This window comes from Bradyrhizobium nivariense, from assembly GCF_029846695.2.
GTDB lineage: Bacteria > Pseudomonadota > Alphaproteobacteria > Rhizobiales > Xanthobacteraceae > Bradyrhizobium.
The window spans coordinates 172988-190703 of sequence record NZ_JARWCR020000004.1; the positions used below are offsets into that span (position 1 = coordinate 172988).

At 59.2% G+C, this 17716-nt stretch carries 14 protein-coding genes and 2 pseudogenes; 8 read left to right on the plus strand and 8 right to left on the minus strand.

Features of this window, described 5'->3' with window-relative positions; all coding sequences use genetic code 11:
• Positions 1-189: 189 nt before the first annotated feature.
• The 3 genes from QCM77_RS05590 to QCM77_RS05600 all read right to left on the minus strand — a co-directional run bounded on the left by QCM77_RS05590 (position 190) and on the right by QCM77_RS05600 (position 3631).
• Positions 190-390, minus strand: coding sequence for a hypothetical protein (locus QCM77_RS05590; RefSeq protein ID WP_279682266.1), 201 nt, complete (start codon positions 388-390; stop codon positions 190-192).
• Positions 391-1375: 985 nt separating this feature from the next.
• Positions 1376-3142 (minus strand): alpha,alpha-trehalose-phosphate synthase (UDP-forming), encoded by a 1767-nt coding sequence (locus tag QCM77_RS05595; RefSeq protein WP_279682268.1) that lies wholly within the window; start codon positions 3140-3142, stop codon positions 1376-1378.
• A gap of 66 nt (positions 3143-3208) precedes the next feature.
• The gene (locus tag QCM77_RS05600) at positions 3209-3631 is read right to left on the minus strand and encodes a hypothetical protein (RefSeq protein WP_279682270.1); all 423 of its coding nucleotides are present in this window, start codon (positions 3629-3631) and stop codon (positions 3209-3211) included.
• A 135-nt stretch (positions 3632-3766) separates the two neighbouring features.
• Here QCM77_RS05600 and QCM77_RS05605 point away from each other — a divergent pair, with 135 nt between their 5' ends.
• The gene (locus QCM77_RS05605; protein ID WP_279682272.1) at positions 3767-4285 is read left to right on the plus strand and encodes a DUF2169 domain-containing protein; all 519 of its coding nucleotides are present in this window, start codon (positions 3767-3769) and stop codon (positions 4283-4285) included.
• A gap of 333 nt (positions 4286-4618) precedes the next feature.
• Here the strand turns inward: QCM77_RS05605 and xopAG are convergent, their stop codons facing one another.
• Positions 4619-6109, minus strand: a complete 1491-nt coding sequence (gene xopAG / locus QCM77_RS05610; protein ID WP_279682274.1) for a XopAG/AvrGf1 family type III secretion system effector — start codon at positions 6107-6109, stop codon at positions 4619-4621.
• A 719-nt stretch (positions 6110-6828) separates the two neighbouring features.
• The gene (locus QCM77_RS05615; RefSeq protein ID WP_279682276.1) at positions 6829-7167 is read right to left on the minus strand and encodes a hypothetical protein; all 339 of its coding nucleotides are present in this window, start codon (positions 7165-7167) and stop codon (positions 6829-6831) included.
• A 135-nt stretch (positions 7168-7302) separates the two neighbouring features.
• Between QCM77_RS05615 and QCM77_RS05620 the strand changes: the two genes are divergently transcribed.
• From QCM77_RS05620 to QCM77_RS05650, 7 genes and pseudogenes are all read left to right on the plus strand, one after another.
• Positions 7303-10449, plus strand: a complete 3147-nt coding sequence (locus QCM77_RS05620) for a DUF2169 family type VI secretion system accessory protein (protein WP_279682278.1) — start codon at positions 7303-7305, stop codon at positions 10447-10449.
• Positions 10439-11515, plus strand: a complete 1077-nt coding sequence (locus tag QCM77_RS05625; protein ID WP_279682279.1) for a pentapeptide repeat-containing protein — start codon at positions 10439-10441, stop codon at positions 11513-11515. The genes QCM77_RS05620 and QCM77_RS05625 overlap by 11 nt, the downstream gene beginning before the upstream one ends.
• 3 nt (positions 11516-11518) lie before the next feature.
• Positions 11519-11926 carry a DUF4150 domain-containing protein gene (locus QCM77_RS05630; RefSeq protein ID WP_279682280.1) on the plus strand — a complete coding sequence of 136 codons (408 nt, stop codon included), beginning with the start codon at positions 11519-11521 and terminating at the stop codon, positions 11924-11926.
• Between the two features lie 33 nt (positions 11927-11959).
• Positions 11960-12916 (plus strand): hypothetical protein, encoded by a 957-nt coding sequence (locus QCM77_RS05635; protein ID WP_279682282.1) that lies wholly within the window; start codon positions 11960-11962, stop codon positions 12914-12916.
• A 17-nt stretch (positions 12917-12933) separates the two neighbouring features.
• Entirely contained in the window at positions 12934-13590 is a 657-nt protein-coding gene (locus QCM77_RS05640; protein ID WP_279682283.1) for a DUF3540 domain-containing protein, read from the plus strand.
• 5 nt (positions 13591-13595) lie between these two features.
• Entirely contained in the window at positions 13596-15368 is a 1773-nt protein-coding gene (locus QCM77_RS05645) for a tetratricopeptide repeat protein (protein WP_279682284.1), read from the plus strand.
• A gap of 718 nt (positions 15369-16086) precedes the next feature.
• A pseudogene (locus tag QCM77_RS05650) lies at positions 16087-16297 on the plus strand (transposase); the annotation flags it as partial.
• Here QCM77_RS05650 and QCM77_RS05655 read toward each other — a convergent pair.
• The 3 genes and pseudogenes from QCM77_RS05655 to QCM77_RS05665 form a co-directional block, all read right to left on the minus strand.
• A pseudogene (locus tag QCM77_RS05655) lies at positions 16297-16497 on the minus strand (IS5/IS1182 family transposase); the annotation flags it as partial. The pseudogenes QCM77_RS05650 and QCM77_RS05655 overlap by 1 nt on opposite strands.
• Positions 16498-16862: 365 nt before the next feature.
• Positions 16863-17108, minus strand: a complete 246-nt coding sequence (locus QCM77_RS05660) for a hypothetical protein (protein WP_279682286.1) — start codon at positions 17106-17108, stop codon at positions 16863-16865.
• 103 nt (positions 17109-17211) lie between these two features.
• Entirely contained in the window at positions 17212-17394 is a 183-nt protein-coding gene (locus QCM77_RS05665) for a hypothetical protein (protein ID WP_279682288.1), read from the minus strand.
• Between the last annotated feature and the right edge of the window lie 322 nt (positions 17395-17716).

Consider the following 17716-nt stretch of genomic DNA (forward strand, 5'->3'; position numbering starts at 1 on the left):
CTGATTGTTGCATTGAGGCTGAACCGATTGAGCAAGCGAGCTCATATGCCTGCTGATCAGACAAATTGTCCGACGTACAACGTCGACATGCGACAAAGATACCCCGGTCCCATTGACGGTTTTGGGCGTCCCATGTACCAAATCGGCTCGTGTTCGGACCGAGTATCGCGCGTGTAGCCGAACAGGGTCTCACAATCGTATTGTTGATTCTACGTCATGGGTCGTGATTGACGGACATGAAGAAGAATTGCTCGCGGAAATCGGCGCGCGGGGACGTGCACTGCTGGCCGTGTTGATGCGCTGCGTCGTTGCAGGCAGATGATGCCCGTGGTCTTTGGCCAGGCCAAAGGAAATGCCCATCGTTATCAATAACGCGGCGACGATGCCCATGTCGGTGCCGACCTATGTATAGCATCGGCGCAGTGCGGGTCGATCGTGGGTCGCGCTAAAAATACGTGAGACTGTCTCCGATCGGGCTTTTGAAGCAGCGATATTGGCGTCCGGCCAGGTTCAGCGGTCGAGACAAGAAATCACTGCCGCCGTCGGGAAGCCTGAAGTCGGACCCTACGAAACGAAGCGTCCTACGCCGCAAGCCGATACGAGCTGGTAGATCCGGCGAAGCGTCTCCTTGCCCGTGAACTCGAGGCGCGCTAAAATGGCGCATTGGAGCGGGGTTGCCGAGCTTGAGAGGCGGATCAAGGAGCGGCGCGCCGCATCGCCGGAAAGTGCAAGGATCGACCGCGCCCTGCTACTGCAACTTGAGATGATCTGCCGCGGGTTCGGAATGCACCGTCAACGGACACACGCACCAAGCAGCGGCTGGTTCACATCGTGGTTCGGGAGATTGTTTGCCCTCACCCTAAGAGACGGTCGTCGACGTCCAGGCTCATCGGATTCACCCGAATCCGCAACGCCGCCCGCTCCGTGCTGGCGCATTTATTGCGTCTGCAATGAGGTGCCGCAACAGCGCGGACTTGGCGCCTTGGTTGACAGCAAGAGCCGAGAATTCTGCCGCGATGTCGGCGGCGACACGAAGCGAGATCAGAACCATCTGCTCCAGTCCCAATCGCGATGTAACACATCGCTCGCGCGAAGCCTACGGCATCGATGCCACTTCGCTAACCTGTCGTAGGAGCGGTGACTGCCTTGGCCCTCACTCAATCTCGGCAGACGAGCGACACACATTGTGCTATGTGCTCTCTGCAGAGATCGCAGCCAGCCTTCGGTCAATTGATTCCTTAAAGCTCCCTCGCGCCTCGAATGCTCGCGAAGGAATCAGAAGTGATTCTTTCCGCTCAAGCCGATCAGCAGACACAGATAGATATGGGTAATAGAAGAAGAGCGTTAGGGACGATTTGCAGTCCAGACGAGCTGTTCAGCCGCCCTTAAGCTGCGGTATGAGAATAACGTTGACGCCTAGCGGATTGTTAAGGGTCACCTCCCTTGTCCCCGCAGCCAACTGCGCCATGTAGGAATGACCGTGGATGTAAAGACTTGTCGTTGCCTGCAACGGCCTCGGGAACGCGGCCATTCTATTCAGGACGCCAAGCAGGACGTCCGGGGCCGCTTGGGGACCATGGTTCCAGCCCGGGCCTACTATGTTCGTGAAATCATGATCTAATCTCCTAGTCGTCACATCGGACGCCGGACGTGACAACTGCCGCGACAGGTCCAAATGACTCGACCCGCCGGCTAACGTCCGCTCGACCTTCCCTTTCGAGCCGCTAGGCTCCCCCACATTCCGCGGACCGAACGGGCCGGCGAGTTTCTCAGTCGGAGTTTTCTTCAACTCCGTAACGAAGTCCTCGCTCCATCGCGCGATGGGATATGCTTTAAGTCTCGCCATCATGTCGCGCCAGCGCGAAATGCGCTCGCCAGGCGACATCGACATTGCCGTCGAAATCTTGTCTGCGATGTCGTCGATGTTGTTCGGGTCGACGAGCAGCGCCTGCTCCAGCTCTTTGGCAGCGCCAGCAAATTTAGACAAGATCAGCACGCCGGGATCTTTTGGATCTTGCGCCGCGACATATTCTTTCGCCACCAGATTCATGCCATCACGCAACGGCGTTACCAATGCAACCTCCGCGGCGCGGTACAGACTCGCAAGTGCGGCTTGGCTGAAGCCCTCTTTGACATAGCTAATCGGAATCCAGTTGTCCTTACGATGGCGGCTGTTGATGTCGCAGACGAGATCCGAGACATCCTTCTGCAACTTCTTATAGATCGGATTCCCGATGCGGGACGGAATCGCGATCTGCAATAGCGAGATCCTCCGCTTCAGATCGGGCTTTTGGGTCCATAGGCGATCTAAAGCATGTAGGCGTTCTTCGATACCCTTGGAGTAATCGATCCGGTCGACGCCGATTGCTATCCTTTCACTGTTGAGGCCGTGTCGTATGTAAGAGATCAAAGGCTCCGAGACGGCGTCCGCGCTCCATTGCGTGAACGTGTCCACATCGATGCCTATCGGAAACACTTGGCACCGGGTTTGGCGACGACCACAGGTCGCAACATAGCCGTTGATGTTTACCATGGGATCGGTGCCGAGATACTCGAGAAAGTTGGTCCGGTCCTCCTCGGTCTGAAAGCCGATCAGGTCGTAATCCAACATCGCCCCGATCAGTTCGTCATGATGGCGCACACTCTCTATTATAGCGCGCGGCGGCCATGGCGTGTGCAGGAAAAAACCGATGGGCTTTTTGATGTCGAGCTTGCGCAGCTCCTTGCCGAGAGCAAGGAAATGATAATCGTGCACCCAGAACGCCGCCGCCTCTTTGATCCGGTCCAGTTCTTGCGCCATGATGGCGTTGATCTTGCGATAGCTATCGTAATCCTCCTCCGAGGCGCCGGCGCGAGCCAAGTCTGCGCGCCAATGCAAGGCCGGCCATAGTGCCGAATTGGCAAAACCGTCGTAGTAGCGGCGATAATCCTCGGCGGGCACATCCAGCCTTACAAGCCTGCCTCCGCCGTGCGTCTCGGTAGGCGGCTCCTTCTCATGACCATCGTCCAATTGGCCCGAGAACCCCACCCAGATTGCTCCGGATTTGTGCACCACGGGGAGCAGCGCCGCTGCAAGACCGCCTATCTTGGGTTCATTGGCATCGCTGCTGGCAACCCGGTTCGACACGACGACGAGGGTCACAAGTCATCCTTTTGCGTCTGAGCTACCGTTACCCTTCCGTTCAATAAATATAGCTTGATCATCGTCTCAAGAAAGATGAACCAAAATGACGCACGCGCTCAGGCATTCGGTCTTGCTACTTGGATCGCGCGGCCCATTCGGTAAGCTTGATCGCTTGCGATCCTCGGCCTGATACCCGACCGGCATGGACGATTTGCCTTCCTCGACTGCGACCAAACACAGCGCGTCGGCTAGAATGACGGGCGGGCCACGCAATGTAGTGATTCCGGCTCCCAGTGCACCAACAGCTTCGTCTCCAGAGGGCAGATTTCCAACGACAGCGAAGCGCTTGGTTTTCTGCAAACCGGAGCGCTTGTCCATTTCGGCAATCGCCGCAAGCCCCGACGCAGTCTTCCATCTGGTCGCGCGAGCGGGTTCCGAGCCGATGAGGGCGCCACAGAAGCAAGTCGCGGCTTTCTTGATCAATCTCCTGCAGTTCGGATCGGCCATCTACGCCCCACTCTGCTGACTTGGCTACCCACCTGATTTGGCAGGTGACACAAAGACGCGTCCGCATGGGCGGACCGAAAGTCCGTCATGTTTGAGAAATATAGCTAAGAAGCGACAATAGTCTCGGCGGGTCTTATGCCCATTATTGTAAAGCCGCGCACATTGGGTCTTTTGACGAAATGCGAGCGCCATCCGCCAGGGGCGAGCCTCGTCATTTCCGTTTTCGCGATGTTCGACCTGGCCAACCCGGGTGCGGACCGTCTGGAAGGCGAGCAGGACCTCTGGGTTATGGCAGCGAAGGAGCTTCCGCCCGGCAATCCTCTCGACATCGGCATGCCCAAGCCGCAAGCGGAAGTGCTCATCGGCGGACATGCCGCGGCACCAGAGGGGCGGCCGACCGAGCGCATGATGTTGGGCTGGACCGTCGGGTCGATGCAGAAGCACCTTCTGGTGACGGGCGACCGCTATTGGCAGATGGCAGCCTCCGGCTGGCGACCGACAGCCGTGCAACCGTTCCGTCAAATACCGCTAACGCGGCAACGCGCGTTGGGGGCTCGGCTACTGGCAACCGTCTCGAGCGACTTGATCGGCGATGAAAGTATCACGTCTAATAGACAATCACGTTGTTCTTCATGCGCTTTTGGGCGATGGTGACATCTGCATTTGGCAGAGCAGTCGAGCAGTGGACCAGGGCCGCTCATTATCCAACAAGAGACAAAGCCTCGGTCAAAGGCTGCGCTCTCCGGGGTGACCGCGGCACCGTCATGGCCAACTTCCCGTTCTTAGAGCGCGACCGAAATCGTTCTTGAAGTGGCAACATGCGGTCACGTCCCGCGTTATCATTGCTGGAACGAACCGTCTTTTTCAACCTATCGGATTTGATGTCCAGAGTCTCAGGAAGCATGCACGCGATGATCGGACGTAATTCGCGTTGCGGTTCAGACTGCCTCGATAGCGGCGCTCGCTAATGCACGACTCCTTACGGCGTCAACTCTGCTTCGAGAGATATCTGCCACCGTAATACTCTCGCGAGGCCTTCCGACACACCGTCTCGTAGAACTCATCCGCGTCTTCGATGGTGTAACCAGCACCAGCGAAGCAGCCACGTGCCGTCTCCTGGAGCGTATGCCGTATTGACGTCGTGTCTTCGTAGACGGCGTTCAGACACGCGATGATGACTATAACGTCCTCCTTTGAGAGGCGTGGCTGTCCACTCATCAAGCGCGCGTGATTGATGCAGGCAACGGCATTGGCGCACGTGAACGAGTCACCCAGCCCCGAGCAGTCTTCGAATCCATTGCCTTGCTCGTTCAACTTGACGTGCGCGATGGGCAGATATTTCATGTCATCGATGTCCGGGTGGTTAAAGTCTTGGCCTATCGCGCGATCATGACCCGCTCGCCATTTCTGAAACCAGGTGTCGAGTTGGTGCAGTCCTGGCCCAACCCAGCTTTTGTTGCGTTTGAGCAGATTCTTATTTGGATCCTCGAACATAAGAGTCGCATCGAGCCTGTCGGTTTCCGCCCGTGACAGCCAGCCGTGCTCGCGCAAGGTCTGCATCACGACGTTCTCAGCGTGGCCCCAATGCGGATCCGCAGCGTACACCTGCCTGAAGTTCAGGATGGTCTGCCCAGCCGCGAACTGGGCCTCCTCTCTGAGGCCGCGGTGCTTATTGAGCAGTGGCTCCAGCCTCTCGACGCATCGCTTGAAAGTTAGTCCCTTCTCGCCTTGGAAGGCGCCCCGGAAGTGCTGCACGCCCTTGTTCACGAAGGGCTGAGTGACCGATCGCGAAGTGTAGCCGTAAGCGCCAGTTGTCTCGTTAAGCACGCCCGTCAATGCGTACTTGTTCTTTCTGTCGTATAAGGGACTGTTCGTCAGGTCCGGATCCTTCGGCACCTTCGGCGGTTTATACTTGGCCACGCACTCGTCCTTGACAAGATGGCCCTTCATGCAACTCAGGTTCAGAAGTAGCGAAGCGTGCGCCGGCATGGAATCGACCAGGTGCGCAACGTGCACGTAAGTCGCCGCCCGGTAGTCGATCATCGTTACGAACAGGTTCATACCGCAGGTGCAGATTGGGTTGAGGGGACGTTCATTGAAACGCCGAGTGTCAGGGTCGGCGGCGTGATACGATGTGTAATACTCCCTCGCCTTCGCCAGAGCCAACCTGAGCCGTTCGTTACTGGTGAAGCCCTTCTTTCCGTCGTGCAGTGACGTGGTCGAAAGGAAGAAGTCGTTTGCGACCTCATTATAGGCGTAGCCCGCGCCAACAAGGCACAATCCGCATTTTACTGCGCTCGCAAAGTTTGGCCCGCGCCCCCTTTCGCCTCCACTATTCGTTCCCTTTTCGACCTGTCGCATTGCAGCGCTCCCCGAAGCTGGAGTTGCCCCGCCCCCGGCAAAGAGCCGATGAGGTGAAAGCCCCTCTCCATTGAGCGCAGTCATCGCATTCGCGGCCTCGGCCAGTCCGCCGACCATTTGCCAAACCTGGGAGCGAAGCGTAGCAAGTGAATGGCCCGCTTGGTGAGACGCACTGAGTGTACTTGGGGCCTCTGCCTGGCCGCCAACGATCAGCCAAACCCGGGAACGAAGAGAAGCAAGCGAGATTTCGTGGAACGCGGTCATCGCACTTAAGGCCTCACGCCGTCCATGAACGATCCACCGGTTGAGTCTCGGACGGCGCGGAGGCTGGTTGTTGCCAATTCGCATCTCATTTGGTGAATCACTGACCGTGACGCAGGCTCACCGGTACGATCCCAGCGCCCTGCGGCTACATGCGCTCGATATTTTGGTCCGAACAGATCGACTTGATCGTACCGCGAGATCTCAAGCCACCAAACGAATCGGTGTATATTCCCCGCGTATCTACGTTGTGCGTTGGACAATTCGTCCGACTCGCAGACCTCCTGTTCGAGCACCTCGTTGGCAGCAGCGACGAGCCCCGATCGAAGAACTTGGCGAAGAGTACCGGCTGGTGGTTGCGGGCCCGTGGCGACACCACTCGTCATGTCACGCGGAACGATGGTGAAGGCAATTCTTTCCTTCCGGCTTGCAGGCATCCTTGGATATATCGCCTGCTTCTTCCCCTTGATTGTCATGTAGGCTTCAAGTGACACTTTCGTCTCCCAGTTTCTGGCATACGCGCTCAGCCGTTCGGTATTGCCACTTGGATCGCGCGGCCCATTCGGTAAGCTTGATCACTTGCGATCCGCAGCCTGGTACCCGACCGACATCGACGATTTGCCTTCCTCGACTGCGACCAAACACAGCGCGTAGGCTAGAATGACGGGCGGGCCACGCAATGTAGTGATTCCGGCTCCCAGTGCACCAACAGCTTCGTCTCCAGAGGGCAGATTTCCAACGACAGCGAAGCGCTTGGGGTTCTGCAAACCGGAGCGCTTGTCCTTTTCGGCAATCGCCGCAAACCCCGACGCAGTCTTCCATCTGGTCGCGCGAGCGGGTTCCGAGCCGATGAGGGCGCCACAGAAGCAAGTCGCGGCTTTCTTGATCAATCTCCTGCAGTTCGGATCGGCCATCTACGCCCCCCTCTGCTGACTTGGCTACCCACCTGATTTGGCAGGTGACACAAAGACGCGTCCGCATGGGCGGACCGAAAGTCCGTCATGTTTGAGAAATATAGCTAAGAAGCGACAATTGTCTCGGCGGGTCTTATGCCTATTATTGTAAAGCCGCGCACATTGGGTCTTTTGACGAAATGCGAGCGCCATCCGCCAGGGGCGAGCCTCGTCATTTCCGTTTTCGCGATGTTCGACCTGGCCAACCCGGGTGCGGGCCGTCTGGAAGGCGAGCAGGACCTCTGGGTTATGGCAGCGAAGGAGCTTCCGCCCGGCAACCCTCTCGACATCGGCATGCCCAAGCCGCAAGCGGAAGTGCTCATCGGCGGACATGCCGCGGCACCAGAGGGGCGGCTGACCGAGCGCATGATGTTGGGCTGGACCGTCGGGTCGATGCAGAAGCACCTTCTGGTGACGGGCGACCGCTATTGGCAGATGGCAGCCTCCGGCTGGCGACCGACAGCCGTGCAACCGTTCCATCAAATACCGCTAACGCGCCAACGCGCGTTTGGGGGGCCCGACTACGCTGCGAACCGACTCGGCGCCGGCCATGAGGCTCTCCGCCGCAGCATGGCCGGCGAATTGGTGGCCCTGCCCAACCTCGAAAACCCCGAGCATGCGATTCAGTTCATTGACACAAGCGCACCGCCTGCAACGTTCGGACCAATGGCGCTTGATGATAGGGAGCGTCTGCAATACGCGGGAACCTATGACGCTGCGTGGCTGAAATCGGTCGCGCCAGCTCTGGCGACCGACGCTGATCCGCGCCTTTTTCTATTCGCTCCGCCAGACCAGCGCATGACCGGCTTTATCTGCGGCGGAGAACCCTATGCGCTGCAGAACTTCTCGGCGGAGCATCCGTTCATTGAAGATCGTCTACCGGCCTTTCGCGTGCGCTGCTTCATCGGCTGGAGCGATGCGGCGCGGGGCGTCACGGAACTGCAGACGCGCATCGATACCCTGTGGCTGTTCGCGGGCGCCCGCCGCGGCATCATGATCTACCGCACCTCGATTGCCATGCAGGAATTGGACGGCGGTGACGTTGGCGACATTATGGTCGCCTACGAGCGCCAAAGCGAGCCCGCGCGTCCGTTAGATCATTATCTGACCGTTCGGCAGTTGCGGCTCGCCCCGAAGACGGCCGCACGCTATGCCTTTTCGGAACATCAACTCACCCCTGGGCCTTCGGTTGCCGAACGCGAGCGCCGCGCAACGCGGCGGCGCCACCTGGCCGAACAGCGTACAGAGCGGAAGATGGCCTCCATGCGCTGGGCGCTCGATCGGGAACTCGCGCGAATTGACCTTCCGCCTTCGCTGCGCCCCGCGATCGAGATACCATCCATCGAACCCTCGAGTATTCCGGAACTGTTGCCCGAAGAACTCGAGAGCGGCGAGATCGAATTGGCCGAGATCCTCGACGCGTTGGAGAAAGTACAGGAGAAGGCGGAATCCGACATCGACAAGCTCGCAGCGCAATACGAACCCGCACGCGCAGCCCATGGAAAGATTGCCGACGGAAACGCCGCATCGAACGATATCGACGCGTTGCTTGCCGCGATCTCTTCCACGGACGCTGCGCGGTCGATCGACGCGAGCCTGGAGGGAGATCTGCCCCTGCCGGTGGACATTGATCCGGCCTTCCTGGGCGATATCAAAGACAGGCTCACGCGCGCTAGGAACTGGCGCGGCAACCTCGTCGGCGCGGCACAGCAGCCGCTCGACGAGCAAAAGCAACTTGAGCTTGCGCATGCTCGTTTCTTTAACCTGGCGGCTGGACGGCCGCTAGAGCCGATACGCAACGCCATAGCGGACGACGCCTTTTCACTTCCCGATATTCCGGCGTTGGTCCTGCCGGAAGAAGCGCGCAGCGTCGCGCCCGAGGCGCCGCCTCGCCTGTCGATTGACGAGATACTGACGCAGATCGAGAGCGCCGGTACACCTTCTGACGCCGCAGCACGTCTACGGACCGGCTTCGCCGATGCAGAAGCGGCGCTCAATAAGGTCCTTCCTTCACTAGCCGCCGATGAGCGTCCGCCATTCGAGGCCGTGGGTGCAACCCATCAAACGGCAACCGCCGATGGACCCGAAGCAGCGATCGCCGCGGCGAAAACGGAATCTACGAAGGCATTGACTGCCCTGCGGACCGAGATCGACCAAGCGGAAGGTCCGTTGGCAGCCGGCATGGCCGCGGCCAGGCTTGCCTCACCCAAGCCGCTCAGACCAAAAACCATGCTGGCGCCAGCTGTCGCGCGGGCGCTGGGGGATCTGGTGGAAGAGGAATTTCGACGCGGCGGCACGGTTTCCGGACGCGATCTGGCCGGCGCCGACCTCTCCAGGCGACGATTCACGAACGCGGACTTCTCCGGTGCCTTTCTCGAACGCGCGAATCTCAACGGGACCGATCTCGCCGGCGCCAAACTCATGAAAGCCACACTGTCAGGCGCGGCGCTCATCAACGCTGATTTAAGTAGGACCGACCTGACCGAAGCCAATCTTGGTGAAGCCGACTGCCGCGGAACGCGTTTCGCGGGGAGCCTGCTTGTGCGCAGCAATCTTCTCGGCGCGCGCATGGCGGGCGCTTCCTTCGACCGAGCGCGTCTTTTCGAGCTGCAAATCTTGGGGGTGCCGATGATCGCGGCAACCTTCCGCTCTGCACAGCTAGATCAATGCTGCTTTATCCAAGCCACCCTCGATAATACCGTTTGGGAGGACGCCATCCTCCGGCGGGCGCAATTCATGGATTTATCGCTGTCCGGTGCGAGCTTTGCTAACGCGCGAGTCGAGCAAACCTGCTTTCTCAGGGTGGCAGCGCCCCAACTCGATCTCAGCAGCTCGCAATTAGACCAAGTCAGCTTCATCGGCGACATTGATCTGCGCGACGCCCGCTTCGGCCGCAGCAGCGCCGAGGCGCTCTCCTTTCAGGCAGCCGACCTCAGCGGCAGCGACTTCACCCTGGCCCGAATAAACGGTGTCTATTTTGGTAAGTCGACTCTCGCACGCGCCTCCTTCCGAATGACATCGCTGAAACGCGCGGTCTTCACCGGCAACAATCTGCGCGGCGCCGACTTCTATGCCGCCAACCTGCTCGAGGCACATCTCAATCAGACCGACCTGACCGGCGCCAGCCTGCGCCATGCAAATCTCTATGGTGCCGACCTGATGGGCTCTGCTTTAGTCTCCGCCGATTTGAGCAACGCCAATATCGATCGTACCGTTATGATGGTCCCGCGTCATGTCAGTTGATCTGCTATTGCAGTCGATCGCCCATGGTTTCCCCGTACGCGACGCTCGCGTCGATGGCCAGATGCTATCTGGACTGAGCCTGAATGATGGCGTTGTGCTGAGTTCCTCCTTTCGCGACAGCAGCTTCTCGGGCGCCTCCCTGACTGGCATGATGTTTCAAGACTGCGACTTCAACGGTGCTTCCTTCGCCGACGCTCGCTTCGAAAAATGCACGTTCGTTAGTTGCCATGCTGCCGGATCCGACTGGCGACGAGCAGGCTTCACCCAGTCGACGTTCATGTCATCGGATTTGGGCCATAGCGACTTCAGCGAGACGCGGTTTACCCAGACGACAGCGATGCGTTGCATCTTGGCCCACACCGTCCTGCGCGGCGCGATTCTATCTCAAAGCGCTATCATGGATTGCGGGCTTGCCGAGGTCGTGCTCGACAATGCCACGCTTACGAACGCCGCCATCACGCAAGCTGATTTGCGCAGTGCGCGGGTCACGGGAATGCGTTGCGACACGATCGTTTTCTCGGAATGCGATCTGTCGGAGCGAGATCTCACCGGGCTGTTGCTTGCCCGAGCGAACCTGAGCGGCGCCAAGCTCAACCGCACAAACCTGTCCGGCGTCGACCTCTCCGGCTCTATTTTGACTGGCGCGAGCCTCGTGGGCGCCGACCTCTCCAACACGACCGCCCCGAACACACTTTTTCTTAAGGCTGACCTGCGAGCGGCCCAGCTGCGTAATGCCAATTTGACGCAGTGCGTTTTCACAGAGGCGCGCCTCGACGGCTGCGATCTCTCGGGCGCACAACTGGGGATGGCCGTTTTCACGGGTGCATCGGCCAGGTTCGTTTCATTTGCCGGTGCCGACATGTCCTACGCGCTGATGCATCATGCCAAGGTCGATGGCAGCGACTTTTCCGGCTCGCGCTTTCTGCGCACTGACTTTCATTGCGCGTCGACCGGCGGCCGTCTGTTCGTGCCCCAGCAAGGCAACGCACTGCATACCGTATCTGAACGCGCTATCGCCGAACTCTACGATGCAAGCCGCATCGTCCCGTTTAAAGGAGGGTGCTAAACGATGACCTTTGTCAATGCAAATGGTCCGATGTCGGCGAAGGATTGCGGCTTTCCCGACGTCTGCAACACACCATTCGGCCCTGTCGTCGTGCCTACACCCTATCCGAACATCGCGACGAACACGGCGGCCATTCCCACGCAGTCTCGTTGTCTTATCATGTGCATGCCTGCGCACAACATGACGACCGAGCGTGCGGTATCGTACGGCGACAATGCGGGTTTGGCCCTCGGCGTCATCTCTGGCCTTGTCATGGGTCCTGGGCGCGCCAAGGCCGGGTCCGACAATTTGTCGATCGGCGGGTCCCCGGCAACCAAAATGGGGATGCCGACTAAACAGAATGGAGCCAATCCGAACGCGTTCGGAGTTTCACTATCGCCCTCTCAAACCCGCTTGATGGCGCAACGCTAAGGCGCCGACAGTCCTACGATTGGGGAGCCTACGATGCCAAATGCCTACACGCGACTGTTCGTCCCAGAAACACCAGTCTCTCCCATGACGAAATCAACGTATCTGCGCCTCGGTTCTTATTCGGAGGAGGAGGCAAATATTGTCACTGGACTGACGACGACTGTCGAGCAGGGCCTTGCTGGAACGAGTCAGTATGAAAGCGACAACACCGGCATGCTTGCCTTCACCAATACGGACTTTCAGGCAAACGTCGAAGGTGCCGCATTGATGAAAATCGGTCGCGGTCAGACCACGGAGGTCATGAACGGCAACTCCCAACATAAGGTCTCGGAAGGTACTTATGATATCTCCGCCGAGAAGGGCATATCAATCACGGCTGGCGCTAACGGGACGCCCGCCGACATCACGCTCACGGCCTCGAACCGCGTCAACTTAATCAACAAAGGCAACAAGTCGGAAACTACCACCGGTGACGTGGAAAAGCAGACGATGGGCAACACCAAGGAGCTCTTCCTAGGCACCAAATTCACTTGCATGAGTGGCGCAGCCACCAAGCTGACGATGGCCCGCAAAGTATCGATTTTCCTCGGAGAAGCGTTCACGTACAAGGTCTCCCGCGAATGTTCCGTCAATCTCAGTGATTTCAGCTCGATAACGATCGGCAACAGACTTGATATTGTCCAGGGAAACGACGTCAAGCAAGTGATCGGAAACTCGACCAAATCTGTCGTTGGACCCGACTTCAAGTCGGCCGATAGTGATACCAAGATTCTCAGAAGAAGCAATTTCAAGCTCGCGCCAGTTGACGATTTGAAGGTGGTCGGCCGCGACGGCAAGGTCAGCAAGACCAGCGTGTCCGTCACAGAAGAAGAATTGAGAAAGGGAAAGTTGAATACTGAACAGTACGAGGTTGTGAACCGAACAGCGGAGATCGTGTCCAGCACCGGCAAGGACGAAGTCATACAAAAGAAGTCGATAAATTTCATGTAGCCGACTGGAGAGCGGGAATGACGATGACAATCCGCGTCACAAACAGCGACAGCTTGGCGATGGCCGAGCGCATGCTTGAACCTGGACATCACACAGCCCATGTAGTGTCAGTCAGCGATGACGGCAGTGTGATGGAGGTCGAAGTCGCTGGCGCTCGTCACACGGCGACGGTGGCTGTTGGTTGCCTGATCCGGCCTATACCACGGGACAGAGTGCTGCTCTTCGCTAACGTGGAGCAAGCCTTCGTCGTGACCGTGCTCGAGCGGGCGGCTTCCAATGATGGCACGCTCGGCTTACCAGGATGTCGCAACATATCGATTGAGGGCGAGACCATCACCATCGCCGCGCGCCAGCGGATATCCTTTCGCGCTGATAGTATCGATCTGCAGGCTAAGTTGTTTGCCGTGCTCGCGAACAAAGGCACCTGGATCGGCAAGCTCTACACGTTAATCGCGGACCGTGTCCGATGCTCGGCGCGGACCCAGGAAGCGAGCGCCGAGTTGCTTACGGTGAAGGCGGGCGAACGTGTCTCAGTGATCGAGCGTATCGACTCATTGCAGACCGAAACCCAGGTTATCAGGGTCACCGGCATTGCCACCGAGACAGCCCACAGCAAAGTCATCACGGTGAGCGAGGATCTCCGCCTCGACGGCAAACGCGTGACGGTTGCATAATGCGCATGCCGACCACTGGCATGGCCGGCCCGACCCGACAAGACCGGCTCAGGACGGCGCAGGAGTTTATTGCGGCCGGCCGTCTCGAGGAAGCGGAGGCGCTGTTGGAGCAGGTCGTCGCCACAAGCGATCCCGATACGCTCAGTGCAAAGGCTGCACTAGCGCTCGCACGGCAACGCACGGAATTGGCATTCGAGCTGCTGGCGGAGGCGGCGACCGGTCATCCCGATCACGCTGGGCTTGCTACTAACCTCGGGATCGCCCATGAGATGCTCGGCAGGTTTGACGAGGCAGTTATTTGCCTCAAACGCGCAGCGGCGCTCGCCCCACGCAGCCAGGAGATCAAGCTCACGCTGGCTCATGCGCTGGAGAGCCGCGGTGACGTTGCTGAAGCCCGCGCGATCACAAAGGCTGTTGTCGAACACGAGCCGGGCAATGCGCGCGCCCTCCTTCAGCTCGGCACACTCGATATCGGCTTGCGCGATTACTCGTCGGCCGAGATCGCCCTGCTTCGTGCCCTGGAGCTTGTTCCCAACGATCCCGATACGCTGCGCAATTTGTCGGTACTCTTGTTTGAATGCGGCTGCTTCGAGCAGGCGCTCAATGTTGCTGAACACGCGCATCTGCGCGCGCCGCTCGACACGGCCGGGCTCTCGCATCTCGCTTATTGCCGTGCCGCGATGGGACTTTGGGCGGAAGCGGAAGCAACCTGCAGGAGATTGCTCGCCTATGCACCGACCCATCTTGGCGCGCGCGAAATCCTTACCCGCGTCATGATTGCCAATGGCGAGGAGGAACGCGCAATTGCTGAGCTCACAACGTTCGTACGCGCGCACAAATCGCACCCTTCTGCTGCGCTTCTTCTGGCCGACATTTTGCGGTTCGTTGGCCGGTTTGATGAAGCCCTAAGGCTCGCCAGCTACGTCTCGCGAACGCAAACTCAAGATGAAGCGGCTAAATCTCTCGCGACCGCGCTTGAATTGACGCTCGGTCGCTTCCCGAGGCCCGAGCCGGCCGCCTTGGGAGTTGGGATGCGAGTAATCGTGCCGCCGAGGACTGGCGCCCTCGAATTCATCGCACTCGCTCGTCTCTTGCGTCGGGCGACGAGCCGGCAAAATGTGCATGTTGTCGCGGAGCCACGTTACCAGGTTCTTCTTAGGAATCTAGCCGAGCAGGCCATTCTCGATGAGCCGAGGCCCGGGCTCTCAACTACCCCCCTGCAATCGTTATTGCCCATTCTGTCGACGGACGCGCGGAACATTGCCGTTGATGTTCCCTACCTGCGCCCCGACGCCGAGCTGTCAGCGAGATGGCGGGATGCCTTGGCCGCCTTCCCAAGGCCTTGGGTTGGCATCGTGTGGGAGGGCGGCGCTCTCGGCCTATCGATGGAGCAGATCGCCGCCGTGATTCCTCACTCGGTGACGCCGGTCAGTTTGATGACCGACGCGCGACGGCATGACTTGAAGCGATGGAGCCGTCCGATTGATGTTGGTGTGCATATCGAACACCCTGCGGAATTCATTGCAGCGATCGCCAATCTCGACGCCGTGGTCGGGCCCGACAGCTTCGCCGTCCATATCGCCGGAGCGCTCGGCCTTTCAGGGGTAGTCTTTGTTCCGCGCGGTTATCCCTGGTATTGGGCTCAGGCGGATGGCAAGCCCCTCTGGTATCCTTCATTCGAGGTTGTCGTGCAGGAGCGGCTCGGCCATTGGTCCGGCCCGATCGACGACGGTCGGCACCGGCTCGAGACCCTGCTGCGCATACAAACGATTGACTGAGCGGCAAGCTCTTGCTCGTCGGTGGACTGGGGAAAATGTCGGCGAATGGGTTAACGTGGACGGCGCTCGAAAATTTGATGCATTCCACCCAAGCCGGTTCAATCCATTCCTTGGAGAGTGGTGGTTGGCGTACCAACAGCAGCAAGCTGAGAAGCCGAGGCAAGCTGAGCAAGCGGCGCAGCCGCGGTAAGCAGCGCGCCACCCCCCGAGACCATCCGAAAGAAATTACCCTCACGCCTCTTCCGACAGCCTGAACTACCTCGACGACCTGTTCGAGAAAGCCGCTGAAAAGTCTGACCCGGCAGCTAAGACCCTGAGAGAGAGCCTACTCTGTCTTCGTAAGTTGGCGAATGATCTCGGACGTCTGGGACGGATGATTAGAGCAGACGATGCATCCTTGCCGCTCACGTCTAAAAGTACTGACTTCATGACCACCACGTGATTGGCGCGCTGGGCATGTTTCCTCGATTTCGAAAGGGCTGCTGGCTCGATGGTCGGCGTCAAGCCGCTTGCCCCTCTAAGGCAGACGATGATCTCATTGAAGCTGCCTGTGGTCTGAGTCGGAGAACTACCAGGACTGATGGTGACAAGCTTCGCAAGTTTCCAAAACAGTTCATCGAGGACCTGAAAGAGCTAGCGGGCTGCTAAACAGTGGTTTTGCGAGTTGCTTGGAGTGTGATTCCGTGCATGTGTCTGATTCCTTTGGGCTGGGGATGCGATGCGCGGGGCAGATCAGCGGTCGGAAGACATATTCAGCTACCTGCCGCTGGAGCAGCGCGTTCCAGCGGATCATCCCCAGCGTGCCATCCGCGACGTGGCCTACGCGGCGCTGAAGGATCTGTCGCGACTTTGCCAGGCTGTACGCGCGCCATGGCCGACCGTCGATTCCGCCGGAGCGGCTGTTGCGGGCGCTGCTGCTGCAGGCGTACAGCCCGTTGCCGTTCTCCATCATCAGATGCCCCATGTGGCAGAGCTTGGCCTCGTTGCCAGCGGCCTTGCGAAACAAGCGGGCGTCGGGGTCGGTCGAAGAATGCGTGTCGTTCTTGCGCTTCTCGCCACGGAAGCCACGCTCGACATTGCGTCCCTGGCCGCTGCCCGATTGCTTTTCGCTTCCACTTGGCCAAGCTTCGCAAGGAACGGTTCCTACCGCTGGACCCGAGCGTCGAGCAGCGACTGGAATGTTACGGTCGCGAGCGATACCTGCTGCTCGGGCGCAGCCCGGATGCGTTCTTCGTGACCTGTGAGGGGCATCGTCTCGGCGATTGCGGTGCGCGCTACAACTTCGCGCATGTATACCAGCAGATCGGGCTAAGGCTTCAGTTCGCTCGCGTTCTGCGACGCACGAATAAGGGGTCGGCAGTTCGAAGTACGCCCGCGCGGCTTGCGATCTGGACTCGGCCGCGTTGTACGCATGTCAGTTCGATGTCGGCGAGGCGGTCCAGATCCGCCACCACACGTCAATCCCTCGTAGGCCGTCATCCCGTTCGCGCGCCATCAGTGCAGCGCCGAGAACAGCCTGTTCAACTGATCGCTCTTCTTCCTCAGGTCGCCGGTGGCCGTCGACCAGTGCTCTTCGATGACGAGATTGCGCTCGCGCCAGGCGGTCGAGAGTTGCTCCAGCACGCTCGACTTCTCGGCTTTGGTCGAGTGCACCTCGAGACAGTAGTTGCCGAGCCCGGTGGCCTGCATCCGCTGCCTGACGCCTTCGAGCGCCGCAGTCTTCTGCGAGACGAACAGCACCGTCTTCTCGCGTGCGAGGCAGTTGGCGATAGTCTGGACTCTAGCCCGGGCGGGCCGAACAGTACATAGTCCGCGCCGCGCTTGGGGCAACGACGCTAGGGATCTACAAGGAATCGGCCGAGAGCGGCGCGAACAGTTCGATCGGATCGATGATCTCGCCGATGGTTCGCGCATCGATGAAGCTCGCCCGGGACCCACCGTAGCTGTGGGTCGGGGTATCGATCAGGTGACGCGCAACCGGATTACTCTTGAGCAAATCTGCGCGGTCGACGAGATCCTTCCACATCAGGTACTTGGTAAAGGACAGCGTCGCGAGCGCAATCGGTTCGGTGACTTCCCAGCCCTTGATGTTCTTAATGTGGCCGCGGACACCTTCGAGCTGGCCAGGCGGATCGGCTCACTCTGAAATGAGTGGGTTTGAGTTGGGCCGGTGCTCTCCGACTTGTCGGCCGAACTCAATCCGCGGGCTGCTGAAATACGAGCTTAAGAAATTCGGCGGAAGCTGATCTGGATGATCGGGCTTGCAACGATGCTCATGGGTCTGTTTGCCTCACTGTCGGGTTGCCGCATCGCCAAAACAGTCGTGTCGGTGACGGCAGCCATGCGCC

Excerpts from the sequence above, each read along its gene's own strand:
- QCM77_RS05590 (WP_279682266.1), bottom strand. The coding sequence starts at position 390 with ATGGGCATCGTCGCCGCGTTATTGATAACGATGGGCATTTCCTTTGGC.
- QCM77_RS05600 (WP_279682270.1), bottom strand. The coding sequence starts at position 3,631 with ATGGCCGATCCGAACTGCAGGAGATTGATCAAGAAAGCCGCGACTTGC.
- QCM77_RS05605 (WP_279682272.1), top strand. The coding sequence starts at position 3,767 with ATGCCCATTATTGTAAAGCCGCGCACATTGGGTCTTTTGACGAAATGC.
- xopAG (WP_279682274.1), bottom strand. The coding sequence starts at position 6,109 with ATGGTCGGCGGACTGGCCGAGGCCGCGAATGCGATGACTGCGCTCAAT.
- QCM77_RS05615 (WP_279682276.1), bottom strand. The coding sequence starts at position 7,167 with ATGGCCGATCCGAACTGCAGGAGATTGATCAAGAAAGCCGCGACTTGC.
- QCM77_RS05620 (WP_279682278.1), top strand. The coding sequence starts at position 7,303 with ATGCCTATTATTGTAAAGCCGCGCACATTGGGTCTTTTGACGAAATGC.
- QCM77_RS05625 (WP_279682279.1), top strand. The coding sequence starts at position 10,439 with ATGTCAGTTGATCTGCTATTGCAGTCGATCGCCCATGGTTTCCCCGTA.
- QCM77_RS05630 (WP_279682280.1), top strand. The coding sequence starts at position 11,519 with ATGACCTTTGTCAATGCAAATGGTCCGATGTCGGCGAAGGATTGCGGC.
- QCM77_RS05635 (WP_279682282.1), top strand. The coding sequence starts at position 11,960 with ATGCCAAATGCCTACACGCGACTGTTCGTCCCAGAAACACCAGTCTCT.
- QCM77_RS05640 (WP_279682283.1), top strand. The coding sequence starts at position 12,934 with ATGACGATGACAATCCGCGTCACAAACAGCGACAGCTTGGCGATGGCC.
- QCM77_RS05645 (WP_279682284.1), top strand. The coding sequence starts at position 13,596 with ATGCCGACCACTGGCATGGCCGGCCCGACCCGACAAGACCGGCTCAGG.
- QCM77_RS05665 (WP_279682288.1), bottom strand. The coding sequence starts at position 17,394 with ATGTGGAAGGATCTCGTCGACCGCGCAGATTTGCTCAAGAGTAATCCG.